Below are 16,785 nucleotides of genomic sequence, written 5' to 3' on the forward strand. Positions count from 1 at the left end.
CTCAGCCTCCTTTCACCGAGCCGGCAAGCAGCCCGCGGACAAAATAGCGCTGCAGCGAGAAGAACACGATCAGCGGCACGATGATGGTCACGAAAGCCGATGTCGTCAGAATCTCCCAGTCGCCGCCGCGTGAGCCCAACAGCGCGTTGAGCTTGGCGGTCAGCACGATCTGGTCTGCCTCTGTGCCGAGGAAAACCATCGCCACCAGCAGATCGTTCCATACCCACAGGAACTGGAAGATGGCAAACGAAGCCAGCACCGGAAACGACAGCGGCAAGACGATCTTGACGAAGATCTCGAAATCGCTGGCGCCGTCGATGCGCGCCGATTCCATGATTTCGCGCGGCAGGCCGGCAATGTAGCTGCGCAGCAGGTAGATGGCGAAGGGCAGGCCGAAGCCGGTATGCGCCAGCCAGATGCCGAGATAGGTCTTCGACGGCATGCCGAAGAAAGCGCCGACGCCGTTGTAGAGCTTCAACAGCGGGATCAGCGACATCTGCAACGGCACCACCAGCAAGCCGATGATGACCGCGATCAGCAGCGCCCGGCCGGGAAACCGCATCCAGGCCAGCGCATAAGCGGCAAAGGCGGCGATCAGGATCGGGATGACGGTCGCCGGAATGGTGACGGTCAGGGAATTCATGAAAGACCGTCCGATGCCTTCGGAGAACAGCACGGTTTTGTAATTATCGGTGGTGAATTTCGGCGGCGCCGACGAAGCATAATAGACGCGCTGGCCGCGATCGCCTTCGAACGCTTTCGGGGACTGCATGACGAAGCTGCCGTCGGCATTGAGCTGCAAGGTCACGCCGTCGCCGAGATCGGCTGTGGTGCCGGCGGGATACTGCGTCGGTGCCGCCGATTTGACCCCGAAGGCGCTGATGTCGCGCTTGGCGCCGTCGCCGAAGATATTGCCCTCGAGCACGAACTTGCCGTCCTTCTCGACTTGCGCCGAGGCGGGCGGCAGCCGGCCGGCTTCGGTCTGGGTGGAACTGGCGAACGAGTTCCACCAGCCCGAGGCAATGATCTGGTTCTTGTCGCGCAGCGATGAAACCAGGATGCCGAGGGTCGGTATGGTCCAGATCGCGACGAAGATGAGCACGGCGATGTGGACGCCGAAGCGGCTGGCGAAGGAATTTCCGGTCGCGACGGCCATCTCAATGTCCTCCCGTCTCTTTGTTCGCCTGGCGGATGTTCCAGACCATGATCGGAATGACCGCAATCATGATGATGATGGCGATGGTGGCGCCGCGGCCGAAATCGCCGCCGCCGCGGAACATCCAGTCGAACATCAGATTGGCCAGCACCTGGCTGTTCCACTGGCCGTTGGTCATGGTCAGCACGATGTCGAATACTTTGAGCACCAGAATGGTGATCGTGGTCCAGACCACGGCGATGGTGCCCCAGATCTGCGGCACCATGATCTTCCAGAAGATCTGGAACGGATTGGCGCCGTCGATCACGGCGGCTTCCAGCGTTTCCTCGGGGATGCCGCGCAGGGCGGAAGACAGGATGACCATGGCAAAGCCGGTCTGGATCCAGATCAGGATGATCATCAGGAAGAAATTGTTCCAGAACGGCAGCGATATCCAGACCTGCGGCTGGCCGCCGAAATGCTGGATGATGGCGTTGAGGATGCCGATCTGCGTCTGGCCTTCGCCGCGATACTCGTAGATGAATTTCCAGATCACGCTGGCGCCGACGAAGGAGATCGCCAATGGCAGGAAAATCAGGCTCTTGGCGATCGTGCCCCACCAGATCTTGTCGGTGAGCACGGCGATGATCAGCCCGAGGAAGGTGCAGGCGGCCGGCACCACCGCCAGCCAGATGATGTTGTTGAGGATCGAGTTGCGGAACTCGCGGTCGCCGAACGCCCATTCATAGTTCGCCAGGCCGACGAAATTGATGCCGCCGCGATCGAGGAACGACAGCCGCAGCGTCTCGACCACCGGATAGATCAGGTAGATGGTGAGGATGATCATCGCCGGGCCGACGAACAGCCATGGCCTGACCAGCCCTTGCCGGCGTAGATTGTCGATGGCCGCGGCACCGGCGACGCCGCGTGACGGGAATATCAGGTCGACCAGTTTGTTGGCGCCCCAGAAATAGGCGACGCAACCGCCGACGCCGACGATGATGACGAATATGGCCGAGAAAATCTGAGCCGCCATGGGTCCCTCTCCCCCTGCGCATGACCCGACAAGGAATGACCTTGGTGACGGGGACCAGGCGCCGATTCAGTTGTTTGGAGCGCGTCATCGGCGGCTTGCGCACATTGCCGATCGCGCTTCATGTCAATGCGCTCATGACGAAAGGCTGCGGCACGGGCCGCCGTCGGATCCGGGCCGGTACGGTCCGGATCCAGTGCGAGAATGGTTGGTCGTCTACGTGCCAGCCGTCTACTTGATGGCGTCCCAGCTCTTCTGGATGTCGGTGGCGACGTCCTGTGCCGACTTGCCGCCGACCAGGTCGATCATGCCGGTCCAGAAGGCGCCGGCGCCGATCTTGCCCGGCATCAGGTCGGAACCGTCGAAGCGGAAAGTCGAGGCATTGGCGAGGATTTCGCCCTGTTTCTTCAGCGCGTCGCTGGCATAGGCATCCTTGTTGACCGACTTGAGCGGCGTCACGAAGCCGCCCTCGGCCATCCAGATCTCGTGGGCGAGCGGCATCTTCAGGAATTCGATGAACGCGCGCGCACTCTTGCTGTCCTTGGTGATCATCGCCAGCGTACCGGCGCCGAGCACGGGCGTGCCCAGTTCAGGCTTGGCGGCATAGGGCGGGAAGTAGAAGAAGTCCGCGTCCTGGCCGACCTTGGTGCCTTCCGGGAAGAAGGTCGGAATGAACGATGCCTGGTGGTGCAGGTAGCATTTCGGCGGCACCGAAAAGAGGCCCTTCGGGCTGTCGCGGAAGTCGGTCGCCGCAACCGCCTTGGCGCCGCCGTCGACCATCTTGTCGTCGGTCGCGATCTTGCCGAAAATGTCGATGGCGTTGACCACCGCCGGATCGTTGAACGGGATCTCGTTCTTCACCCATTTGTCGTAGACCTCCGGAGGCTGGGTGCGCAGCATCAGGTCTTCGACCCAGTCGGTTGCCGGCCAGCCGGTGGCACCGCCGGAGCCGAGGCCGATGCACCACGGCTTGCCGCCATCGGCGATGATCTTCTTTTCGAGATCGGCGAGTTCTTCCTGGGTCTTCGGCACCTTGTAGCCGGCTTCCTCGAAATTATCCGGCGAGTACCAGACCAGCGACTTCACGTCGGCCTTGTAAGGGAAGGCGAAGAAGCCCGGCTTGCCGTCCTTGTCCTTGAAGGTGCCGAGATCGACCCATGACTGGCCGGCGCCGTAATTGTCCTTGACCCATTTGGCGGTGTCGTCACCGAGCGGCGTCAAAAGGCCCTTCGACGCCAGGTCCTGGATGAGGCCCGGCTGCGGCAGCACGGCGATGTTGGGCGGGCTGCCGGCCTGCGTGTCGATGACGATCTGCTGCTCGTAATTCTCCGAGGAGGAGTATTTGATCTCGACGCCGGTGGCTTCCGAGAAATAGTCGAGAACGCCGCGCACCAGGCCTTCGTCCTCGCCGCGCCACGGTCCGAAGATCGACAGCGTCTCACCCTTGAGGTCGACTTTCTTGAGCTCTTCGTAGTTCGCCCAGTTGAAGCGCTTGTCTTCGCCGGGCTTGAACTTCAGTTCGGCCTGCGCGGGCGCGTTCAGGGCGAACGTGGCAAACGCAGCACCCAGCAAAAGCATTTTCTTCATCGGTATTCCTCCCAGTGGGTCTCACACACCGGACGGAACCTCCATTCCGCCCGCCGACGCCGCAGGACTGTGACTCAGTCGGAAAGGAACCGCAACCTTTCGAAGAGTCTTCCAAAGCGCTTTGGCTTTTTCGATCACGCCATTGAATCGCGGGGAAGTCAAGAGGCTGGCGAATCAATCGATTTAGGTTCGCGCATTTGTGCCCTAAAAGTGCGTCGCAGCACGCTATTATGGCAGTGCAGCAGCAATTTTTGTTTCAAACATGCCCAAACCGCGTCTATGGTTGGGCTTCGTATGGCTCGGCCCCGATGGCACTTGGGTCGATTCAATTTAAAAGCGCTTTGAGGGAATGGAGACTTTCGTGAACCTCAAGCAGCTCGCCCACATGCTGGCACTTTCGCAAACCACGGTAAGCCGCGCGCTGAACGGCTATCCCGAGGTCAACGAGGAGACGCGCAGGCGTGTCATGGATGCCGCCAAGCGCCATGGCTATCGGCCCAACCCGAGCGCGCGCCGGCTGGCGACCGGCAAGACCGGCATGATCGGCTATGTCCTGCCGACCGGTGCGTCCGTCGACATCGATCCGCATTTCGTCGAGTTCCTGTCCGGCCTTGGCGACTATGCTCGCTCGCACGAGCTCGACCTTGTGCTGTCGCCGGCCGACGCCGACGACCAGGAGACGACCTACCGGCGCATCGTCGCCAACCGGCAGGTCGACGCTGTTTATATCTCCTCTCCAAGGCCCGCTGACCGGCGCGTGGCGCTGGTCAACACGCTCGGCATTCCCTTCATCGTCCATGGCCGCAGTGAGGGCTTCGATTTCGACTACGCCTTCACCGACATCGACAATGAGGGCGCCTTCCACGAAGCGACCAGGCTGCTGATCCAGCTCGGTCATCGGCGGCTGGCGCTGATCAACGGTGACGGCCGCGAGACCTTCGCCATCCATCGCGAACGCGGCGTGCGCCGGGCACTCGCCGCGAGCGGACTGACATTGATCGAACGCCATGTCTGCTCGGTCGATATGACCGAGGAGAACGGCTATCGCGCCACCAGGCGTTTGCTGGAAGGGGACGACGCGCCGACGGCGATCGCCTGCTCCAGCCTGATCATGGCGCTGGGCGTCGTGCGTGCGGTGCGCGACCTCGGCTTGAGCATTCCGGGCGACGTCTCGCTGATCGCCCATGACGATGTCTTCCCCTGGCTGAGGCCGGAGAATTTCTCGGTGCCGCTGTCGACGACGCGTTCATCGATCCGTCTCGCCGGCGCCCGTGTCGCCGAGCGGCTGGCGGCACGGATTTCAGGACTGGAGGAGGGCGCGCGAGGCGAGGTCTGGCCGGTCGACCTGGTGGTGAGAGGGTCAGTCGCCGGTGCGCCGGCGTAGCTGGAGATCAAAGCCATGTGCTCTGCGGGATCGAGTTGAGACGCGACACTCACGCCGCATCAATCTCGCCCGACGCCGGCAGTAGCGAGACCACCGCAAGGGGGCCGGATTCCGACATCTCACGCCGCGGATTTGAGGTGGTCGATGAAGGCGCGCAGCTTCGGCAGGACTTGGCGCTTGCCGGGATGATACAGGAAGACGCCCGGCGTCGTGGCGGCGATGCCGTCCAGCACCGGTTCCAGTTTACCTTCGGCTATCGGAGCTTCAGCGATTGGTCGAGGCGTCTGCGCCAGCCCGACGCCCCGCATCGCGGCCCCGAGCAATGTCGGATAATCGTGCGCTATCAGCGGGCCTGAGAGCATCGCCTCGATCGCCTCGTTGCCGTCGACGAAAGCCCAGGGCGCTATGGCGCCGTTCGAACGGCGCAAGCGCAGGCAGGCGTGGTTGCGCAGATCATCGACGCGTTCGGGGCGGCCGTGGCGTTTGAGATAGTCAGGGCTGCCGACGACCACGAACGAAAACGATGGGGTTAGCCGCACCGCGACCATGTCGACCGCAATGAACTGGCCGAGACGGATGCCGGCATCGAACCCGCCGGCCGCGAGATCGACCATCTCGTCGCTCGCGGCGATCTCCAGCTCGATCTCGGGGTAAGCCCGGCAGAACGACGCGATCATCGGCTCCAGGATCAACGGCACGACGGCGCGGGGCACGGACAGGCGCAGCAGACCGGTCGGCCGTTGGCCGATGTCACGCACGGCCTCGCCGGCCGCGACGAGTTCTTCGAAAGCAGGGCCGGCACGATCGAGGAACCGCTGGCCAGGCTCGGTCAAGCCGACGCTCCGTGTCGTGCGGACGAACAGCGCCGCACCCATGCGTGCCTCCAGCGCGCGCACCGCCTGGCTCACGGCGGACGGTGTCACGCCGAGTTGCGCTGCGGCGCGGCGGAAGTTGCGGTGCCTGGCGACAGCCAGGAACGCCTCGATGCCCTCCAGCGCACCATGTCGGACTGTGTAGTTCTGCTTCATAGGTTGTTGTTATTACGCCGGGTAGTCGAATTATGGAAGTGGGCCTAGGTATGAGCTGAACCTAGGAGACATCATGCGATGACCGATGAACTTGAAGGGGTACGCGACCATTATCGCGCGACGGGCCTGACCGAGCGGCTGAAGACGGTGTTGGCTGCCCTCGGCCCGGAGGACCAGCTCCTCACGCCCCAACAATTGGGCGTTCTCGACCAGTTTCACACCCGTGGGCTAGCTGCCACCGGCGAGCTTGCCCAATTGGCGGGGATCGCTGCCGGCATGTCGATACTGGACGTCGGCTCGGGCGTCGGTGGGCCGGCGCGCTTTCTGGCTGCGACCTATGGCTGCCGGGTTACTGGCGTGGATCTCAGCGAGCCTTTCGTGGATGCCGCGCGCTATCTGACCGAGCGCACGGGACAGAGCGGGCAGCTGTCGTTCCAGACCGCCAGCGCATTGGAGCTCCCATTCGACGATGGCCGTTTCGACGCGGTGCTGTTGCAGCACGTGGCGATGAACATCTCTGACCGGACGCTGCTCTACAGCGAGATTCGGCGCGTGCTGAAGCCAGGCGGCAGGTTTGCCACATACGACGTCGTGTTGTCTGGAGGCGAGCCGCACTATCCGCTTCCCTGGGCGAGAACGCCGGCGACGAGCTTTCTCCTAACAGCCGGTGCGACGCGCGAGGCGATCGAACCGGCCAGCTTCCGCATGCTGGCATGGCAAGACGACACCGACGCCGCCAAGGCGTGGTTCGCACAGTTGCGCGCGTCGGGGCCGCCTTCGCCCAATCTCGGCGTGGTGATGGGACCGGACTTCGCTGAGCTTGCGGCCAATCTCGGACGAAATCTTATGCAAGGTCGGCTCGGTATCCTGACCGCAGTGTTCGAGGCCGCATGAACCAATTGTCGAGAGGAGGCCAGATGTCCACCGAAGTCCTATTCCAAATCCATCTTGTTCTGGGCTATGTCGCGTGGCTGCTTTGCTTCGCTGTATACGGTTTGCCGTGGCTCAGATCGATGGACCGGGTCGCGGCGCAACGCGCTGTTGCCACTCTGCACAGCTTCCGCTTCTTCGGGCTGGTCTTCCTCGTTCCGGGTGTCGTCAGCCCCGATTTGCCTGCCGGCTTTGCCGTGTTTGCTGCCTACGGCGACCTTGCAACAGGAGTGCTGGCCATGCTGGCGCTGCTCACGGCAAGGATACCTCGGCTCTTCTGGGCGCTCGTCGTCGCCTTCAATCTGGTCGGGACGGTTGATCTGATCGTAGACTATTACCACGCCATCCAGGTCGGCCTCCCCCAGCGTGCGGGCGAACTGGGCGCCACCTACGCGATCCCGATCATCTACGTGCCGCTGCTGATGATCACGCACATCGTCGCGTTCTATTTTCTGGTGCGTCCCCCGCAGGCCGCCGCTTGGACTGTCGCAGACTAGTCCTTTGCCGCCGCCTTGATGTCCAGCAGGCCGTAGCCGAAATCATTGTCGCGTCCCTTGGGACCGAGATCCCTGGCCGTTGCCGCGAGCGCCTTTTCGATGTCGTCGGCCGAGCGATCGGGCGCGGCATGGATGAGATTGGCGATGGCGCCGCTCACGATCGCCGCGGCAAACGAGGTGCCTGTGACCACATCCGAGCCGGCGCCGCTCGGCGCCACCATCTCGACGCCGGGTGCCGAGATGAAGACATAGGCGCCGCGATTGGCCTGCGGCATCAGCCCGTCCTTGGCATCGGTGGCGGTCACCGCGATGACACTATCGAAGGCGGCCGGATAGCCATAGGGCGCCTTCGGCCCGTTGTTACCGGCTGCGGCGACCAGCACCATGCCGAGCGCGCGGGCATTGCGGCAGGCGACGCCGAGCAAATCGTTCTTCGGCCCGACAAAGCTCATATTGATGATGCGCACGTCCTGTTCCGCCGCCCAGTCGAGCGCCGACAGGATGACGTCCATGGTCGACTTGCCGCCCTCGAAGGCGCGGGCGTGATAGATTTTTGCGCCCGGTGCCATGCCTTCCAGCGCGCCGACGCCGGCGATCAGCCCGTCGATCGACGTGCCGTGATCGCGCTTTTCGATCGGCACGTCGGGCATGGCGTCGAACTGCCCGGCAATGACGCCCGAGAGCGCCGGGTTGGTGTCGTCGATGCCGGTGTCGATCACCGCGATGCGGACGTTTTCTCCGCTGGCTTGCTTGGAATCGAGCGCAATGCGGTCGAACGCATAGTTGACGATGCCGGCGTCCTGCTGCAGCGAATAGACGTGATTGGGCTCGCGCCGCTGAGTGCGGCCGTCGGCGGCCAGTTGCGCCAGCACGACGCCGACGGGCCGGCCGTCGGGAATGCCGAAGCGCACCAGTGTGGTGCCAAGCAGCCGCGACTGGCGCTGCGAGCGCACCTGCAGGCCGAAGGAGGCGGCGATCTGCTGGACAGCGCCGGCATCGCCGTCGACGGTCACCAGCACCTCGTCGGGCACGAAATCGCCAATCACCGCGCGCCGCGGCTGAACGGCAATGAGATCGGTCGGCGAGACGATCGGGCCACCGGGCGGGGGGCCGGCTTGAGTGTCGGCCGGCGGCGTCGCCGGTTCGGGCCGTGGCGTCGGCACAGGGGTCGGGGGCGCCGCCGGGTTGGGAAACAGGTCGACGATCAGGGCCGGCAGGAACACCGCGCCGGATTGCGCCGCATCCGATCCGCCCTCTGTGTCGCTGCCATCCTTGGCGCAGTCGGCGCCTGCCGCATTGGTCCCGTCGCGGCAGTCGATTTTCGTCTGGTCGGGATTGGGATCGTTGGTCTGCGCCGACGCGGGCACGGCGACGATTGTCATCGCCGCCGCAAGCATTGCCGCAAATCGAATGACCGCCTCAGCCGCCATCAACCGGTTTCCTTCCCTCGATCACAGTCTCCGTGAAAGCCTGGGCGGCAACAAGGCCGATTTGCCTGGTGTAGTCGGCTGCGTTGGCAGCCGGGATGCCAAGCCGGAACACGCCGTCGGCGGTCGGTCCGCCGACGATCTTCAGCCCGTTGCTGCCGAGGAAGGCGGAAATGTCCGACATCTTCGCATCCGGCTTGAACTTGACCAGGGCGTACGGCATTTTCGCCAGATCGTCTTGCGCGCCGGCAATCTCGAAATCATTGCCCTTTCCGCCGGGTTCGACAAACGACTGCACCATGACCAGCGCCAGCAGAACCGCGGCTGCCGCCCAGGCGACGCCGACCGGCACCGCCATGAAGCGGCCCCAGGCCTGCGCCAGCCAGGACGATCCTGCCGGCTTGCGCGCAGGCCCGGCCTCGGCGTCGAGTGCCTTGGCAAAGCGGCTGAGCGCATCGGCCGGCGGCCGGATTGCTTCGTTGGCGGCCGTGGCGCCGGAGAATTCGGCTTCAGCTTCGCCAAGGGCGGCAAGTGCGGCCGGATCGCTGGCCAGCCATTCCTCGACCGCTTCCAGGTCGGAACCTTCCAGCGAGCCGTTCAGGTAGAACGGCAGCAGCGTTTCCATTTCGTCGCGGCGCGACATCTTTTCAGCGGCGCTCATGGCCACCCCCTGTCGTAACCGGCGGCCTTGAGAGCCTCGCCGAGTTTCTTGCGGGCGTAGAACATCCGGGTCTTGACGGTGGCGACCGGAATGTCGAGCACCTCGCTGATCTCGCTCACCGACTGCCCGTGATAATAGGCAAGATCGATGACGACGCGATGCTCTTCCGGCAAGGCGTCGACGAAGCGCCGCAGGGCGGCCGCCTTGTCTTCCTTCATGGTGACGACTTCCGGCGTGTCGGCGCCGTCGGGCACTGCGGCGGCGGCCTCGTCGTCGATCCAGTCTTCCTTTTTCTTGCGCAGAAAGGACAGCGCCTTGAAACGGGCAATGCCGAGCAGCCATGTCGAGACTTCGGAACGCCCTTCGAAGCCGGGCGCCTGGCGCCACAGCTCAAGGAAGACTTCGTTGGCGATATCGTCGGCCATCATTTCCGATCCCGTCTGGCGCGCCACGAAGCGGTAGACCCGCGCGTGGTGACGCATGAACAGGAGCCGCACGGCGGCTCGGTCGCCCTTCGCGACCCGGTCGACAAGCGCGCGATCGGTCTCCGTCGCTGCCGTCATGGCCGGTCGAGCCGCCTGGCTCCTGTCTGCTCTGTCGCTGATCGGCCCAAAAAGGTTCATCCTCCGCCAAGGAATTTTGCGGAGGCTAACCGAAGAGCGCGGAGGTTGCCAGAGGTGCGCCTCTTCCTTCTCCCACAAGGGCAGAAGGGAAGAGCTTCGCGGACCGCTTCTCACTCCAAGAAAGACTTCGCCTTCATCGTCGCGGGCACGGGAACACCCAGTCGGCTCAGCACCGTCGGCGCCAGCTGCAGCTGGTCGAGTAGTGTGTCCGCATCCGACCCTTTGCCTTGTCCAAAATAATACAGCGCGAAATCCTGCATCTCGTCGTCATGGCCGCCGTGATGGCCACGATCGGTCTGGCCGTGATCGGCGGTCACGATCACCTCATAGCCGGCTTCGATCCAGCGCGGCAGGAAGGCGGCCAGCATGCCGTCCATCGCATAGACGGCATGGTCCATCTCGTGGCAGTCGTGGCCGAAGCGGTGTCCCATCGAATCCAGCGTGCAGGTATGCAGGATGCCGTAGTCAATGCCATGGCGTTTCGTCAGCATGGTCAGCGTCGCGAACAGGTCGACATCGCTCGGCGTCATCTGGTTGCGGAGATTGTAACCGGTCATGGTGTGGAAGCGGCCATGCGTGATCGGCCCGCCTGGCTCGTCGAATTCCATGCCCTCGACCAGGTCGAACGGGTAGGCGCGGAAGAATTCCGACCAGTAGGAATGGGTCACCGCCCCCGTCTTGCCGCCTGCCTTGCTGACCTCGGAGAAGATATCGGGCTGCTCGACGCGGAAACGGTTCTCATTGGAGAGAATCCCGTGCACCTGCGGCGAAACCCCGGTGTGGATCGAGGCATAGCAGCAGGCCGAGGTCGACGGCAGCACCGAGCGCATCTTCCAGACGCGCGCCTCGCCCGATTGCACCCAGCCTTCGAGATTGCCCATCAGCCGGCGCCAGTTCCGGTAAGGCACGCCATCGAGGATGATCAGCAGAAGCTTGGATTTGAGCGCCACGGGCTGCTCCATGCGGTTGGCGGTTGAAACGGGAATGCCGTATGCCGTCCCGGGCACACGGCATTCTGATAGATGAAATCGGACGATCAGAGTCCGCTCAAGCGTTGAGCCAGCACTCGGCAAGCGCGTAGCCGTCCATCATTTCGCCGATAGGGCTCTTGGCATAGCGAGCGGCGCTCGTCCCGAAGGACGTGTGGCGCTCTAGTGTTGCATCCGGATGACGGTCGCTGACGCCCCTATGTGGCAGCTTGGTCTGACACAATTTCCAGGGGAAGCGCCTGCCTTTTTCTTCCGGCAGTATTGGTTCCCAGTTTTCCCGGAATTGCTTTAGTTCCCCGCGCTGGCCATGCGCCGTCCCTTGATTGCCTTTTCCAGCCAGCCGATTTCCATCTCTGGAACCGAGGAGAGCAGCAGGTCGGTGTAGGCGTCGAAGGGCGGGCTCAGCACCTTGCCCTTGGGGCCGTAACGCACCACCTCGCCGCGATACATAACCGCGATTGAATCGGCGATCGACTTCACCGTGGCAAGGTCATGCGTGATGAACAGATAGGCGACGTTCTCTTCCTTCTGCAGCTCCAGCAGCAGCTCGAGGATGCCGTGTGCCACCAGCGGATCGAGCGCCGAGGTCACCTCGTCGCAGATGATCAGCTTCGGCTTGGCGGCAAGCGACCGGGCGATGCAGACACGCTGTTTCTGGCCGCCGGAAAGCTCGGCCGGGTAGCGGTCGGAAAATCCCTTGCCCATCTCGATCTTGTCGAGCAGTTCGGCAACGCGTCTGTCGCGCTCACGGCCGCGCATGCCGAAATAAAACTCCAGCGGCCGGCCGATGATGGTGCCGACGGTCTGACGCGGGTTCATCGCCACATCGGCCATCTGGTAGATCATCTGCAACTGGCGCAGATCCTCCTTCGGCCGGTCGGCCAGCCTGTTGGCCAGCGCGCGTCCGTCGAAGGTGACGGTACCCTGTTCGGGTGGCAAAAGTCCCGTGATGGCGCGCGCCAGCGTCGACTTGCCGGAGCCGGACTCGCCGACCACGGCCAGCGTCTGGCCCGGATAGATGTCGACGGATACGTCCTTCAGCACCTTGATATGGCTGCGGCCATAGGCGGCGGTGACGTTCTTCACCGACAGGAACGGCGACGTGCCGGGCTTCTGCTCCTGGTGTTCGATCTCATGCACCGAGACCAGCGCGTTGGTGTATTCCTGGCGCGGCTCCTTGATGATCTGCCTTGTGCCGCCCCATTCGACCAGCCTTCCATGGCGCAGCACCATGATCTCGTCGGAGACCTGGGCGACGACGGCAAGGTCGTGCGTGATGTAGAGCGCAGCGACATGGGTGTCGCGGATGGCGTCCTTGATCGCCGCCAGCACGTCGATCTGCGTCGTCACGTCGAGCGCCGTTGTCGGCTCGTCGAAGACGATCAGGTCCGGCTCGGAGCACAGGGCCATCGCCGTCATCACACGCTGCAACTGGCCGCCCGAAACCTGGTGCGGAAAACGCTCGCCGATGGTTTCAGGGTTCGGCAGGCTGAGCTTCTTGAACAGCGCAACCGCGCGCTTCTCGGCCTCGGCGCGTGTCGCGGTGCCGTGCAGCAGGGTGGCTTCCACCACCTGGTCCATCAGTCTGTGCGCCGGGTTGAAGGCCGCTGCCGCCGACTGCGCGACATAGCAGACCTCGCGGCCGCGTAATTTGCGGAAGCCGTCCTTGCCGCCCTTGAGGATGTCGCGGCCGTTCAGGATCACCTCGCCGCCTGTGATGCGCACGCCGCCGCGGCCGTAGCCCATAGACGACAGGCCGATAGTCGACTTGCCGGCGCCGGATTCGCCGATCAGGCCGAGCACCTTGCCCTTCTCGAGCGTCAGTGAGACATCGTGCACCAGCACGATGTCCTTCGGCGGTTCGCCGGGCGGGAAGACGGTAGCCTCGATGCGCAGATTGCGGATGTCGAGCAGCAGGCCTGACTTCGGTTGCCCGAGCTTCGCTTTGGTGTCGGCCATCACCCGCGTCCTCCCTTGAGGCTTGTCGTCCGGTTGAGCACCCAGTCGGCAACCAGGTTGACGGAAATCGCCAGCAGCGCGATCGCCCCCGCTGGGATGAGTGCGGCCGCGATGCCGAACACGATGCCGTCTTTGTTTTCCTTAACCATGCCGCCCCAGTCGGCGTCCGGTGGCTGCACGCCAAGGCCGAGGAACGACAGCGTCGACAGGAACAGCACCGCGTAGATGAAGCGCAGACCGAGTTCGGAAACCAGCGGCGACAATGCGTTGGGGAGGATCTCGCGGAAGATGATCCAGCCGCTGCCTTCACCGCGCAGTTTCGCCGCTTCGACATAGTCCATGACGTTGATGTCGACGGCGACCGCGCGCGACAGGCGATAGACGCGGGTCGAATCCAGAATGCCCATCACCAGGATCAGCGTCACCAGATTGGTCGGCAGCACCGACAGCACGACGAGACCCATGATCAGTGTCGGGATCGACATCAAGAGATCGACGAGGCGCGACAGCAGCGTGTCGAACCAGCCGCCGAAGACGGCCGCCGAGAAGCCGAGAATGGCGCCGAGCGAGAACGACAGCGCGGTGGCCAGCACCGCGATGAACAAAGTGATGCGGGCGCCGTAGATCATGCGCGAAAGCAGGTCTCGGCCGAGATTGTCGGTGCCCAGCAAATGGGCAGCCGACATCGGTTCCCAGACGTCGCCGACGATTTCGCCATTGCCGTGCGGCGCGATCCAGGGGGCGAAGACCGCCGCAAGCACGAACAATGCCGTCAGCACGATGCCGATCAGCGCGGGGATGGGGATGCGTTTGATATCGAGCATATCCGCCCCCTATTTCGGATGTCTGAGACGCGGATTGGCGACGATCGCCGCTATGTCCGCAATGATGTTCAGGCTGATATAGACGGCGGCGAAGATCAGGCCGACCGCCTGCACCACCGGCACGTCTCGCTTGGTGACGTGGTCGACCAGATACTGTCCCATGCCCGGATAGACGAAGATCACCTCGACCACGACGACGCCGACGATCAAGTAGGCGAGGTTGAGCATGACGACATTGATGATCGGCGCGATGGCATTGGGGAAGGCGTGCTTGCGGATGACGTTGAAGGCCGACAGGCCCTTCAGTTCCGCCGTCTCGACATAGGCCGACTGCATGACATTGAGGATCGCCGCGCGTGTCATGCGCATCATGTGGGCGAGCACGACCAGCGTCAGCGCCGTCGCCGGCAAGGCGATCGCCTGCATCCGTTCGCCAAAAGGCATGCCGTCATAGACGGTCGAAATGCCGGGGAATATCTGCCATTTCACGGCGAAGAAATAGACCAGCACATAGCCGATGAAGAATTCGGGAAACGAGGTCGAGGCCAGCGCCAGCCCGGAGATCAGCTTGTCGACCCAGCCATTGCGGTAGCGCACCGCGATCAGGCCGAGGATGATCGCCAGCGGCACGGCGACGATCGCCGCCCAGAAGGCGAGGAACAGCGTGTTCCACAGCCGTCCCTTGATCGACGTGGCGATGTCCTGCCCGCTCGACATGGCCGTGCCGAGATCGCCGGTCAGCACGCCGCCCAGCCAATGAAAATACCTGAGATAGGCTGGCTGGTTGAGTCCGAGCTGCTCGCGCAGATTGGCAAGCGACTCCGGCGTCGCCGACTGTCCGAGAATGGCTTGCGCGACGTCGCCGGGCAGGATCTGGGTGCCGGCGAAGATCAGGACCGAAACGGCCAACAAGAGCAGAATGCCCAGCGCAACGCGCTGGGCCACCAGTTTCAAGATGGGTGAGGACATATCCGCAAGGCCAAGCTCAGGCTTCGAGCCAGCACTTCGCCAGCGCGTAGCCGTTCATCAGCTCCTGATGCGGATCGTCGACCCAGCCGCCGACCTTGGCGCCGGTAGCGTCGATGAACTGGTTGAACATCGGCAGGATCAGGCCGCCCTCGTCTCGTACCAGGACAGCCATGTCATGATACATCTGCTTGCGCTTGGTCTCGTCGAGCTCGGCGCGCGCCGCCAGCACCATCTTGTCGAAGTCAGGACGCTTGAAACGCGTGTCGTTCCAGTCGGCGGTCGACAGATAAGCGGTGGAGTACATCTGGTCCTGGGTCGAGCGGCCGCCCCAGTAGGACGCGCAGAAGGGCTGCTTGTTCCAGACCTCGTTCCAATAGCCGTCGCCGGGCTCACGCTTCAGCTCGATCTGAATGCCGGCCTTGGCCGCGCTCTGCTGGAACAACTGCGATGCATCGACGGCGCCCGGGAAAGCGACGTCCGAGGTCCGCAGCAGGACAGCGCCGTCGTGGCCGGACTTCTTGAAGTGGAACTTGGCCTTGTCGGGATCGTACTTGCGCTGCTCGATCTCGGTAAACAGCGGATAGGACGCATTGATCGGGAAGTCGTTGCCGAGCGAACCGTAGCCGCGCAGGATCTTGTCCAGCATTTCCTCGCGGTCGATGGCCAGCTTCAGTGCCATGCGCAAATCGGCGTTGTCGAACGGCGCCGTGTTGCAATGCATGATGAACACGTAGTGGCCAGGACCCGCGTGGTTGCGGATGGTGACGCCCGGCAGGCGCTTGATCAGGTCGACGATCTTCGGCTCGACGCGGTTGATCACGTTGACCTGGCCGCCCTGCAGGGCGGCCGTGCGCGCTGTCGCATCGTTGATGACGATGATCTCGATCTGGTCGGCATGGCCCATCTTGTCGCCCTGCCAGTAATTGGCGAAACGCTCGCCGCCATGGCGCACACCGGGCTCATTGGTCGTGACCTTGTAAGGACCGGCCGAGATGCCTGCGTCAGCCTTGTCCTTGCCGCCATTTGGTTGGACGATCAGGTGATAGTCGCTGAGCAAATAGGGCAGATCGGCATTGGCCTCCTTCAGCGTCAGCACGACTTCCTTGCCGCTGGCCTTGATGGTCTCGATACCTTTCATGTAGCCGAGCGCGCCGGATTTCGACTTCTCGTCGGAATGGCGCTCAAGTGTGGCGGCCACGTCCTCGGCGGTCACTGTCTTGCCGTTGTGGAATTCGACGCCGTCGCGGATCTTCAGCGTCCACACCTTGGCGTCGTCCGACGAGCCGATCTCCTCGGCGATGCGGTTCTCGAGCTTGCCTTCCGGCGAAAGCTCGACAATCAATTCGCCCCACATCTTGCCGAAGGCGAACGGCACCTGAGTCATGAACAGTGCCGGATCAAGGCTGTTGGTGGATTCGCCGCCGACAAGTCCGGCCTTCAGTGTGCCGCCCTTGACCGGGCCTGCCGCGCGTGCAGCGCTTGAAAGCAGCGAGTTGGCGAAGGGCGCGGAGATACCGAGCGCCGCCGCCCGGCCGAGAAAATCACGACGGCTCAGTTTGCCCGACGCGACACGCCGGCTAAGAAATTCCAGTTCGTTCGACATTTTGAGTTCCTCACTCTGTTGGTTCGACTCTGCGGTCGTTTTTCTTGTTTCTTGTGAGGAGAATAATGACCGCAAGGGAAAGCGGTAAGCAAGACCGAATGCGACATGCCGTGGCGTAAATCGTACGTCGCAATTG

General features: G+C 63.3%; 15 protein-coding genes. 3 read left to right on the forward strand and 12 right to left on the reverse strand.

Annotated elements, in window-relative coordinates; genetic code table 11:
* Position 1: 1 nt before the first annotated feature.
* From A4R29_RS01530 to A4R29_RS01540, 3 genes are all read right to left on the reverse strand, one after another.
* Positions 2-1,156: a carbohydrate ABC transporter permease gene (locus A4R29_RS01530; RefSeq protein WP_063171027.1), complete on the reverse strand. Its 1,155-nt coding sequence runs from the start codon at positions 1,154-1,156 to the stop codon at positions 2-4.
* Position 1,157: 1 nt separating this feature from the next.
* On the reverse strand, positions 1,158-2,171 hold the full coding sequence (locus A4R29_RS01535) for a carbohydrate ABC transporter permease (RefSeq protein WP_013528262.1): 1,014 nt from the start codon (positions 2,169-2,171) through the stop codon (positions 1,158-1,160).
* Positions 2,172-2,399: 228 nt separating this feature from the next.
* Positions 2,400-3,755 (reverse strand): ABC transporter substrate-binding protein, encoded by a 1,356-nt coding sequence (locus A4R29_RS01540; protein ID WP_013528261.1) that lies wholly within the window; start codon positions 3,753-3,755, stop codon positions 2,400-2,402.
* A 361-nt stretch (positions 3,756-4,116) separates the two neighbouring features.
* On the opposite strand from A4R29_RS01540, the gene A4R29_RS01545 reads away from it, so the two are divergent.
* A complete protein-coding gene (locus A4R29_RS01545) occupies positions 4,117-5,139 on the forward strand; it encodes a LacI family DNA-binding transcriptional regulator (protein ID WP_063173519.1) in 1,023 nt (340 codons plus the stop codon).
* A gap of 119 nt (positions 5,140-5,258) precedes the next feature.
* On the opposite strand, the gene A4R29_RS01550 is transcribed toward A4R29_RS01545, so the two are convergent.
* A complete protein-coding gene (locus A4R29_RS01550; RefSeq protein ID WP_063171028.1) occupies positions 5,259-6,167 on the reverse strand; it encodes a LysR family transcriptional regulator in 909 nt (302 codons plus the stop codon).
* Between the two features lie 78 nt (positions 6,168-6,245).
* On the opposite strand from A4R29_RS01550, the gene A4R29_RS01555 reads away from it, so the two are divergent.
* Both A4R29_RS01555 and A4R29_RS01560 read left to right on the forward strand, forming a co-directional pair.
* Positions 6,246-7,061: a class I SAM-dependent methyltransferase gene (locus A4R29_RS01555; protein WP_063171029.1), complete on the forward strand. Its 816-nt coding sequence runs from the start codon at positions 6,246-6,248 to the stop codon at positions 7,059-7,061.
* 23 nt (positions 7,062-7,084) lie between these two features.
* Positions 7,085-7,594: a hypothetical protein gene (locus tag A4R29_RS01560; protein WP_024501948.1), complete on the forward strand. Its 510-nt coding sequence runs from the start codon at positions 7,085-7,087 to the stop codon at positions 7,592-7,594.
* On the opposite strand, the gene A4R29_RS01565 is transcribed toward A4R29_RS01560, so the two are convergent.
* The 8 genes from A4R29_RS01565 to A4R29_RS01600 form a co-directional block, all read right to left on the reverse strand.
* Positions 7,591-9,024 carry a S8 family serine peptidase gene (locus A4R29_RS01565; protein ID WP_063171030.1) on the reverse strand — a complete coding sequence of 478 codons (1,434 nt, stop codon included), beginning with the start codon at positions 9,022-9,024 and terminating at the stop codon, positions 7,591-7,593. The two genes, A4R29_RS01560 and A4R29_RS01565, sit on opposite strands and share 4 nt — an antisense overlap.
* The gene (locus tag A4R29_RS01570) at positions 9,014-9,682 is read right to left on the reverse strand and encodes an anti-sigma factor (protein ID WP_082826721.1); all 669 of its coding nucleotides are present in this window, start codon (positions 9,680-9,682) and stop codon (positions 9,014-9,016) included. Before A4R29_RS01570 ends, A4R29_RS01565 begins: the two co-directional genes overlap by 11 nt.
* Complete coding sequence (locus tag A4R29_RS01575; protein WP_027163789.1) at positions 9,679-10,245, reverse strand: sigma-70 family RNA polymerase sigma factor; 567 nt, start codon at positions 10,243-10,245, stop codon at positions 9,679-9,681. Before A4R29_RS01575 ends, A4R29_RS01570 begins: the two co-directional genes overlap by 4 nt.
* A 170-nt stretch (positions 10,246-10,415) precedes the next feature.
* Positions 10,416-11,267, reverse strand: a complete 852-nt coding sequence (locus A4R29_RS01580; protein WP_063171031.1) for an alkaline phosphatase family protein — start codon at positions 11,265-11,267, stop codon at positions 10,416-10,418.
* A gap of 315 nt (positions 11,268-11,582) precedes the next feature.
* Positions 11,583-13,253: an ABC transporter ATP-binding protein gene (locus A4R29_RS01585; RefSeq protein ID WP_013528251.1), complete on the reverse strand. Its 1,671-nt coding sequence runs from the start codon at positions 13,251-13,253 to the stop codon at positions 11,583-11,585.
* Positions 13,253-14,077: an ABC transporter permease gene (locus tag A4R29_RS01590; RefSeq protein ID WP_013528250.1), complete on the reverse strand. Its 825-nt coding sequence runs from the start codon at positions 14,075-14,077 to the stop codon at positions 13,253-13,255. The genes A4R29_RS01585 and A4R29_RS01590 overlap by 1 nt, the downstream gene beginning before the upstream one ends.
* Positions 14,078-14,086: 9 nt before the next feature.
* Positions 14,087-15,046: an ABC transporter permease gene (locus A4R29_RS01595; protein ID WP_013528249.1), complete on the reverse strand. Its 960-nt coding sequence runs from the start codon at positions 15,044-15,046 to the stop codon at positions 14,087-14,089.
* 16 nt (positions 15,047-15,062) lie between these two features.
* Positions 15,063-16,649, reverse strand: a complete 1,587-nt coding sequence (locus tag A4R29_RS01600) for an ABC transporter substrate-binding protein (RefSeq protein ID WP_013528248.1) — start codon at positions 16,647-16,649, stop codon at positions 15,063-15,065.
* Positions 16,650-16,785 lie beyond the last annotated feature (136 nt).

Origin of the sequence: Mesorhizobium ciceri biovar biserrulae (genome assembly GCF_001618845.1) — a bacterium.
In the GTDB taxonomy this organism is placed as follows: domain Bacteria; phylum Pseudomonadota; class Alphaproteobacteria; order Rhizobiales; family Rhizobiaceae; genus Mesorhizobium; species Mesorhizobium ciceri.